This is a genomic window from Devosia sp. (assembly GCF_017307565.1).
Classification (GTDB): domain Bacteria; phylum Pseudomonadota; class Alphaproteobacteria; order Rhizobiales; family Devosiaceae; genus Devosia.
In genome coordinates this window covers 1-8,557 of the sequence record NZ_JAFKHD010000209.1, presented here as the reverse complement: position 1 = coordinate 8,557, position 8,557 = coordinate 1, and the positions used below count along the sequence as shown (strand labels likewise).

At 62.9% G+C, this 8,557-nt stretch carries 9 protein-coding genes; 3 read left to right on the top strand and 6 right to left on the bottom strand.

Annotated features, from left to right (window positions below; genetic code table 11):
• Positions 1-64: 64 nt before the first annotated feature.
• Entirely contained in the window at positions 65-544 is a 480-nt protein-coding gene (locus J0I64_RS06660; RefSeq protein ID WP_291406817.1) for a riboflavin kinase, read from the bottom strand.
• Complete coding sequence (locus tag J0I64_RS06655) at positions 522-1,010, bottom strand: flavin reductase family protein (protein ID WP_291406816.1); 489 nt, start codon at positions 1,008-1,010, stop codon at positions 522-524. The genes J0I64_RS06660 and J0I64_RS06655 overlap by 23 nt, the downstream gene beginning before the upstream one ends.
• Positions 1,011-1,108: 98 nt before the next feature.
• Between J0I64_RS06655 and J0I64_RS06650 the strand changes: the two genes are divergently transcribed.
• Positions 1,109-1,699 carry a PadR family transcriptional regulator gene (locus J0I64_RS06650; protein ID WP_291406815.1) on the top strand — a complete coding sequence of 197 codons (591 nt, stop codon included), beginning with the start codon at positions 1,109-1,111 and terminating at the stop codon, positions 1,697-1,699.
• A gap of 38 nt (positions 1,700-1,737) precedes the next feature.
• On the opposite strand, the gene J0I64_RS06645 is transcribed toward J0I64_RS06650, so the two are convergent.
• From J0I64_RS06645 to J0I64_RS06630, 4 genes are read right to left on the bottom strand one after another with little or no spacing between them, the layout of a single operon-like run.
• Positions 1,738-3,084, bottom strand: coding sequence for an NtaA/DmoA family FMN-dependent monooxygenase (locus tag J0I64_RS06645; protein ID WP_291406814.1), 1,347 nt, complete (start codon positions 3,082-3,084; stop codon positions 1,738-1,740).
• 39 nt (positions 3,085-3,123) lie between these two features.
• Entirely contained in the window at positions 3,124-3,942 is an 819-nt protein-coding gene (locus tag J0I64_RS06640) for an ABC transporter permease (RefSeq protein WP_291406813.1), read from the bottom strand.
• Positions 3,935-4,759, bottom strand: a complete 825-nt coding sequence (locus tag J0I64_RS06635; RefSeq protein WP_291406812.1) for an ABC transporter ATP-binding protein — start codon at positions 4,757-4,759, stop codon at positions 3,935-3,937. The genes J0I64_RS06640 and J0I64_RS06635 overlap by 8 nt, the downstream gene beginning before the upstream one ends.
• Before the next feature lie 8 nt (positions 4,760-4,767).
• A complete protein-coding gene (locus J0I64_RS06630) occupies positions 4,768-5,886 on the bottom strand; it encodes an ABC transporter substrate-binding protein (protein WP_291406811.1) in 1,119 nt (372 codons plus the stop codon).
• A 209-nt stretch (positions 5,887-6,095) separates the two neighbouring features.
• On the opposite strand from J0I64_RS06630, the gene J0I64_RS06625 reads away from it, so the two are divergent.
• Together J0I64_RS06625 and J0I64_RS06620 are read left to right on the top strand one after the other, a co-directional pair.
• Positions 6,096-7,310 carry an ROK family transcriptional regulator gene (locus J0I64_RS06625; RefSeq protein ID WP_291406810.1) on the top strand — a complete coding sequence of 405 codons (1,215 nt, stop codon included), beginning with the start codon at positions 6,096-6,098 and terminating at the stop codon, positions 7,308-7,310.
• On the top strand, positions 7,307-8,557 hold a 1,251-nt coding region (locus tag J0I64_RS06620; RefSeq protein ID WP_291406809.1), incomplete at its 3' end, for a M20/M25/M40 family metallo-hydrolase. The genes J0I64_RS06625 and J0I64_RS06620, both read left to right, overlap by 4 nt.

The window sequence follows — 8,557 nt, the reverse complement described above, 5'->3', positions numbered from 1 at the left end:
CCGCACAGCGCGTTCGCCTTCGACATGCCGCTATCAATGACCAATCTGCCCGCAAGGGGCAAGGTCATTCGCCGGCGGCGAGGCGAGCGGCCGGGCTCAGGGCGACGGCCATGCAGATGAGGCCGAGGTCACGGAGCAGGGTTCGGGAGCGTTCGACATCGGCGGCGGTCTGGCCGATGAGGTCTTCGAGGCCGGAAAAGCGGCGCATTTCGCGCAACTGGCTCAGGAGGCAGATGGCGATCTCCTGCCCATAGAGCTGGTCATCGAAGTCGTGGATGTAGATTTCGACCCGCCGTTCGAACACGTCGTCAAAGGTTGGGTTATTGCCGATGCTGGCCGTGGCGCCGAAGAGGGCAGGGCGCCCGGCAATGCTGACGAGACAGGAATAGACCCCGTCCGGTGGCAGTTCGGTGCCCGGCGGCGAGGCGATGTTGGCGGTGGGGAAACCGAGCTTGCGCCCGCGCTTGTCGCCGTGGACGACGGTCCCGGCCAGCCTGATGCCAAGCAGGCCGGGGATGGAATCAAGATGCCCGGGAAAGTCCAAGATATTGGCTCTGGTGGAAAACGAGGGGGCGGATATCGGGGAAGAGCGAGGTGTTTTTCACCTCAAAGAGAATGATCTCGTGGTCGCCACCGGAGAGGCGATCGGCAATGGTGCAATCGAGCCAGAGCGTGGCGCCGGGAATGAAGCGGGCGGTCTCCTCACCGGCTTCGAGAGCGATGTTCTGGAAACGGTCGCCATTGCGCGAGGCGAGTTGGCGCGAGAGCGGCTCCTGATCGGCGCCAAGAATGCTGAGGCCGACCCGCGGCAAGGCGTTAAGCTTGGGCCAGGTGCTCGACTGGCGCGCGATGCAGACCGAGACCAGCGGCGGTTCCAAGGAAACGGAACTGAACGAATTGACCGCCATGCCCACCGGCTCTTCGCCATTGTGCCCGCACATGGCGACGACACCTGTGGGGAATAGCGAAAAGGCGCGCCTCAGGGCCAGTGTCGCTTCCGCAGGGTTCAAGATTTCCTCCTTGAATAGTCAATTTTGATTATTTGAAATGAAGCTATGTCATTTGCTAGGGAATGACAAGGATTTTGCCGTGGGGGAGTCGTCGAAACATGTCCAATATCACCCGCCTTGTGGTCCTCGGCGCCGTGCGGCAGTTCGAGCCGGTACATGGCTATTTTCTGCGGCGCGAGCTGATGACCTGGCATGTCGATGAGTGGGCCAATATCCAGCCCGGCTCGATCTACAACGCACTGAAATCCCTCAAGCAGGACGGCTATATCGAGGAAGCCGGCACGGAAGCTTCGGGCAATCGGCCGGAGCGCACGACCTATCAGACGACGCCGCTGGGTGTGGTGGAGCTGATGCGCCTCCTGCGGCAGACTCTCTGGACCGTCGAGACCTTCGATACCAAGCCGGTCATGGCGCTGACATCGTTCATGTTTCTCCTGAGTCGCTCAGAAGTGGTGGCGGCGCTGAAATTCCGCATTGCCGAGATCGACGCCAAAATCGCGAGCAACGGCTTTGACATTGCCGATGTCGCCAAATCCAGCACGACGCCTGCCTATGTGCGCGAGATTTTCGAGCTTTCCACGGTACGTCTCCGCGCTGAGCAGGAATGGGCCAAGGGGCTCTATGAGCGCGTGGTGGCGGGCAATTATGTCTTTGCTGGTGACGCCGGTTCGCGCGTCGATCCCACCTGAAACAGTTCCGCCGGGGTTTTGCCCCGGCGGTTTTACTTTCAGAACTTGCGGTAGCTGGCGCCCGGGTGATCATTCCCGAGCATCGGTGTCGGCGTGCCGACGAGGCGCTCGCGCAGGGTGTCACCTTCATAGTCCGAAGCGGCAACGCCGCGGGCGCGCAGGATCGGCATGACCTGCTCGATGAAGTCGCGGGTCGAGGTCGGCTGGATCAGCGGGGTGAAGAGGAAGCCGTCGAGATCGGTCTTTTCGGCGAGGTCGCACATGATGTCGGCGATCTCTTCGGGTGTGCCAACGAAGGGGTTGGTGCGCACGCCATGGGCATGCCAGTCCTTGAGCACTTCGCCCACGGTCTTGTCGCCGAAGCGGGCGATCTGGGTCTGCGACAGCTCGGTGTGCAGCGCGCTCATCTTGGTTGCCGGATCGTAGGAGGCAAGGTCGAGGCCGGTGAACCAGGCATAGGAGGCGACAGCCACTTCCGGGGTCTGCGCGTCGAGGATTTCCTGATGCTTTTGGCGGGCTTCTTCCTTGGTCGGTGCGACGACGCAGGAGAAGGCGCTCATCAGCTTGATCGAGTTGGGATCGCGGCCATTGGCAACGGCTTCATCGCGGATCGACTTGACCTGGGCCGCCAGCTTTTCGGCCGTGCCGCCGCCGAGGAAAATGCACTCGCCGTGCTTGCCGCCGAACTGCTTGCCGCGGTCGGACGAGCCTGCCTGGAACAGAACGGGTGTGCCCTGGGGCGAGTAGGAGGCGTTGCCGAAACCGTTCGAGCGGAAATAGGGCCCCTCGTGCGAAATGCGGTGTACCTTGTCCGGATTGGCATAGCGGCCGGACTTGTTGCGTTCGAGCGCGTCATGCTCCCAGGCGCCTTCGAAGAGCTTGTAGACCAGCTCCATGAAGTCGTCGGCCATGTTGTAGCGCTCGTCATGAGCGACCATGGGTACGCCGAAGGCGGCTACGGCGGTTTCGGCCGTACCGGTCGTCACCACGTTCCAGCCGATGCGGCCCTTTGAGAGGTGATCGAGGCTCTGCATGCGGCGGGCAAAGGCATAGGGCTGTTCGAGCAGGGTCGAACCGGTCATGACGATGCCGAGCTTGTCGGTGGAAGCCAGCAACGCCGCCCCGACGATTGCCGGGTCGAGACGGGGCAGGTCGAGGCCTTCGGTATCGCAGATATCGGGACGCTTGCCCTTCACATCGGCCCAGCCCCAGGCGTCGGCGAGGAAGAGGAAATCGAGCTTGGCCTCTTCGCACATCTTGGCGACGTCGACCCAATAATCGAGCGTATCGAAATTGTGCCGCTCGCTGTCGGGGTGGCGCCAGGTGGACGTGCCGGAGTCATTGGTCTGGGCGTTTTCAAACAGCCCAAAGCGCAGCTTCTTCATCGTAATGTCTTTCGTAATTGTATGGGGGTGTCGGGCGCCTTAGCGCCCGATCACATCCGCGTCGCTCCACCAGAGGACACGCTTGCGCAGGAGTGCCAGCAGCGACACCAGCACCACGCCGAGAAGGCAGAGAAGGGCAATGCTCGCCCAGGTAACCGGCAGGTTGGCCTGCGCGGCCGAGATAGTGACCAGCGAACCGAGACCCGCCTGCTGACCGGCCGCCACGAATTCGGCAACGGCGGCACCGACGACGGCGAGCGGCATGGCGATGCGCAGGCCGGCAAACACGAACGGCATGCAGCCGGGGAGTCTTAAGTCGCGAAACGTTTCCCAGCGGCTGGCGTGAAGCGTCTTGAACACATCGAGCGCCTTCTGGTCGACATCGCGGAGCCCTGCGAGCGAGTTGACCAGCATGGGGAAGAACACCACGAGCCCGGTGACGATATATTTGGGCAGCATGCCGAAGCCGAAGGCGACGACGAGGGCCGGGGCGATGGCAACGACAGGGGTGACCATGATCACCACGATCAGCGGCATCACCGCCTTTTCGATGATCGGCAATTCGGACATGGCGACGGCGAGGAGAAAGCCGAAGAGAATGCCGGCACCGGCGCCGATGACGATTTCCTGGCACGTCACCAGCATGTTCGCCCAATACATGTGCGGGTCGCTGGCCATGCTGTTGCCCACGGATTCGAGCGTCGGCAGCACATAGGGATTGTTGAGCGCCACGACTTGCCAGAGCACGGCCACGATGACGAAGGTCACGGCCGGCGGCAGCCAGCTGCCGACGAGACGCGCGACGGGCGAGGCCGTCTTGCGGGTTTGCACGGGGTTTGCGGTCATTGCGTCAGACATGGGCCGCCTCCATCACCTTGCGCAGGGCATTGCGGACATAGCCTTCGAGATCGCGGAAGGCGTCGGTGGCATAAAGGGCTTCATTGCGCGGCCGGGGCAGGTCGACATCGATGATCTCGGCGATGCGGCCGGGGTGGGCTGCCATCAGCACGATCCGGTCGGAGAGCATGATGGCCTCGGGCACCGAATGGGTGACGAAGAGCACTGATTTCTGGTTCGACTGCCAGAAGTCGAGCAGGCCCATGCGCTGCTGATCGCGGTTCATTTCGTCGAGCGCGGAAAACGGCTCGTCCATGAGCAGGATATCGGGATCGAACACGAAGGCGCGGGCAATGGCGGCGCGCTGCTGCATGCCGCCCGAAAGCTGGGCGGGGTAGCGGTCCATGGCCTTGCCGAGGCCGAAACTGGTCAGGATTTCCTTGGGATCGCGCAGCGTGCGGCCGGCATTGGCCGCCGGGTTGATCTTGATGGGCAGGCTGACATTGTCGAGAATGGTGCGCCAGGGGAGGAGCGCCGGCGATTGCGGCACGAGGCCGATCGCCTTGCGGCGCGCCGCTTCGGCCACCGATTTCCCATTGATGGAAACACTGCCGCCATCGGCATCGGAAAGGCCCGCCACCACCTTGAGCAGGGTGGATTTGCCGCAACCGGATGGGCCGATCAGCGAGACGAACTCGCCCTTGCGAATGGTGAGCGAGACGCCGTTGAGAACGGTTACCCGCGCCTCGTCTGGTCCGAAACTCTTGGTGATGTTGCTGACTTGCACCCCGGCCTCGCCGGGGTGCTGGTCAACTGCTCTTTGGGTATTGGCAGACATAGGCCCGTTCACTTCTCCGGCCAGATCAGCTTGCCGTCCTGGTAGAGCGAAGCCACCAGATCGGCATCCATCATGGTTTCGATGGCCGGCGGGTTCTTCAGGCCGCCAAATTTCTGGGCCATCTCATATTCGCTCTGCCAGCCGGCGACGGTCTGCACGCCCGGCGGGCCAAAGGTGCTCGAACGTACCCATTGGGATTCGGTGCCCCAGGTGCGGGCCTGCTGGTCGCGCGGGAAGGCCGAGCCCTGATTGTTGTCAGCAGCGAGCTGGCTGATCATGTCGATGCACTTTTCTTCCTCGGTGAGGCAGAAATCGAGGGCCTTGAGGCTGGCGCGCATGAAGTCGGCGGCAGCTTCCCGGTGCTCGGCCAGGAATTTGCTGTTCACTTCCATGACGTTGTAGGTGCCCGGCAGGCCGAGGTCGGACGGCAGGAATTCGCTGAACGGCAGGCCCATGGCCTTGAGCGTCTGGGGCTGGTTCGAGGCATAGCCAACGATGGCATCGACCTGGCCACGGGTCACGACCGTGGGGTCGTAATTGGTCATCTTGATCAGCTCGACCTTGGACACGTCGACGCCGGCGGCGTCGAGCATGGCGAGAGCGATCGGGGTGATGTTGATGAAGTAGCCGAGGCGCTTGCCTTCGAGATCCTTTAGGCTCTTTACAGCTTCATTGGCAAAGATCGAGAAGGGCGAGGTGCTGCCATAGGTAGCAACGGCGGTCAGGTTGCGGCTATTGGCGGCGGCCAGCATCACGTCCGAAGCGGAGCCGAGGGCGGTGAACTGAGCCTGGCCCGACGACACGAGCAACTGGCCATTGCCACCGGCGGCATTGATCTCGACGTTGAGGCACAGGGCGTCGAAATAACCCAGTTCCTTGGCGAGGAAAACATCGACCTGGCCGGCGCTGGCCGAGTAGCCGTAGCCGGAAATATATGTGATCGTTCCTGCAGCCTTGTTGCGGTCGCACTGTTCCTGGGAAACGATCACGTTCTCTGGAAGATCGCCAGCGGCGCGGGCCAGCTGGGTCGTGAACCCGGTCATGGCGAGGGCGGTGAAGGCGGTGCCGGCAAAAAGACGGCCGAGCGAAAGCGCGCCCCGGCCATGGGGTGTAGGTCTAAGCGACAAGAAAACCTCCCTAGTCACATCCCGTTCCTCCACGGGATAGACATTTCTAGCATAATCAAAATTGACTATGCAAACTTTTCTTATCCGGCGCTCTCAGAGGGATAGGCGCGGGGCGTCCTCCTACTTCATCGTGGTTGTGTTCGTCCCTCGCTTGACTCAAATTCGAAATGGATATTAGTTCGTCACCAGACCGAACTAATAGGCGTCGCATGAGCCAAGCCGTCCGTATCTCCCGTCAGTTCTCCCTGCGCTCCGTTATGGAGGCCATTGTTCAGAATGGTCCGATCTCGCGGGCGTCCATCGCCAAGCAGACGGGGCTGTCCAAGCAGACCATTTCCGAAGTGATGCGCCAGCTGGAGGATGAGGGTTGGGTGCGCGAGACTGGTCGCACCAGCGGTCATGTAGGCCGTACGGCGGTGACCTATGAGATCATTCCCTCGGCGGCCTATATCGGTGCGGTCGATCTCGGCGGCACGAAGGTGCGCGTCGCCATCTGCGATCTTTCCTCGCATGTGATTGCCGAAACTATGGAGCCGACCCATCCCGAGGGTGGCGACGCCATCATCGCGCAGATCGGTCGCCTCATCCGGCAGGTGGCAGATCAGGGCGGGGTGACGCTCGACAAGCTGCGCATTGCCGTCGTTGGTGTGCCAGGTGCGCCGCAGGCGAAAACCGGCAGGGTGCTGCTGGCGCCCAATATCGCCCGCTTCGATACGATGGACGTGTCCTCGGCGCTGGAAAAAGTGCTCGGCTGCGATGTCATGCTCGAGAACGACGTCAATCTCGCAGTGTTGGGCGAAAGCTGGCTCGGCGTGGGGCAGGGGCTCGACAATCTCGCCTATATCGCGCTCGGCACCGGTGTTGGCAGTGGGCTGATGGTCAATGGCCAGCTTGTGCGCGGCGCCGCCAATGCGGCCGGCGAACTCGGTTTCCTGCCGTTCGGTGCCGACCCCTTTGAGCCGGAATCTCTCCGCGCCGGCGCATTCGAGCGGCTGACCGCTTCCTACGGCATAGTCGCTCGCTATCGCGCGCTTGCCGGTGTCGATGCGACGGTCCCGGCGATCTTTGAAAAGGCCAATACCGGCGAGGCTCATGCCGCCGCAGTGCTCGACGAGACGGCGCGCCTCTTGGCCCGGGGGATCGGTGCCATCGCGGCGATCACCAATCCGGACAAAGTCATCCTTGGTGGCTCCATTGGCAGCCGCAAGGAACTGGTGGCGCGGGTGATCGGCGTTCTGCCGGCCTGCTTCCCCTATCCTGTCGAGGTGGAAGCCAGCGAGTTGGGTGACCACGCTGCGCTTGTCGGCGCCACGGCTATCGGGTTGAGCCATCTGCACAACACCCTTTTTGGTGCAGATGCGCCGGAATCCCGCATCTCCCTGCCGCCGGCCAATGCCGCCTCCATGCGGGAGGCGCTGAAATGACCGCGCTGGCCAATCAATTGCGGGCTGCTCTCGATGCGGATGATGCCATTGCGCTGCTGCGCGGCGCCATCGGCCGCAATAGCGTCACCGGCAACGAAGCCAATTTCGTTTCCTATCTCGCGGACCAGATGCGGGCGCGGGGCATCGGCAATGTCGAGACAGCAGATTTTCTCCCTGGCCGCCCCAATGTCTGGGGTACGCGGCAGGGTAGTGGAGAGGGCAGGCGCCTGCTCTTTATCGGGCACACCGATACCGTCCATGTCGAAGGCTGGCGCGAGCATTGGGCGGGTGATCAGCGCGAAGACCCGTTCGGTGCGCCGGTTATCGACGGTGAAATCTGGGGCCGGGGTTCGGGCGATCTCAAGGCCGGCATCTGCACCACTCTGGCGGCGCTGAGCCTCCTCGATCGGGCCGGCATCAAGCTCAAGGGTGATGTTGATTTTGCCTTTGTCGGCGATGAGGAAAGCGGCGAGCCGGGGACGGGGGTGTCCGCCGGGATCAAGGCTCATGCCGCGCGGATCGCTTCGGGTGTGCTGCCGAAGCCCGATTTTGTTGTCTATACCGAGCCGACCAAGCTCGCGGTCTACGCCGCGCAGATCGGCTTTTTCATTGCCGATATCACCATCACCGGCAAATCCGCCTATTTCGGCGTGCCCGAGCTTGGCCGCGATGCGCTCAAGGCTAGCCACGCCGTCATGTCAGCCCTCTGGGCGCATTCCGACGAGATTTCGGCGCGAGCCGAGCACAAGCTGGTCGGCCGCGGCTTCCTGCTGATCACCACGCTCAATGGCGGCGGCTTCATTGCCGTGCCCGAGCGTTGCACGCTGTCCTTGATCCGCAAACTGCTGCCCGGCGAAAGCCTCGATGCCGCGGCGGCCGAACTCGAAGCCGTCATTCGCGGCGCCATTGCCGATCCAGAGATCACCGTCGACATCGCCTATCCCGCCGGCCGCGACCATGCCCTCGGCGGTACGGCGGCGGAGATCGATCCGAACCATCCCGCGCTCGCCATGCTGGGCGATGCGGTGGGGCAAGCCATGCCCGGCCGGGGCGGCGCCGAGGGGGCGCCCTTCTGGTCGGAAACGCCGTTCTTCGTGAACGGCCTCGATATCCCGGCGGTCTATTGCGCCCCGGGCGATAGCAGCAACTGCCACACGTTCGAAGAACGCGTCAGCGTCGAGGAATACCTCGCTGGCGTGGTGGCCTTTGCCGATTTCATGACCCGCTTCTGCGGGGTGGAAGGGAAC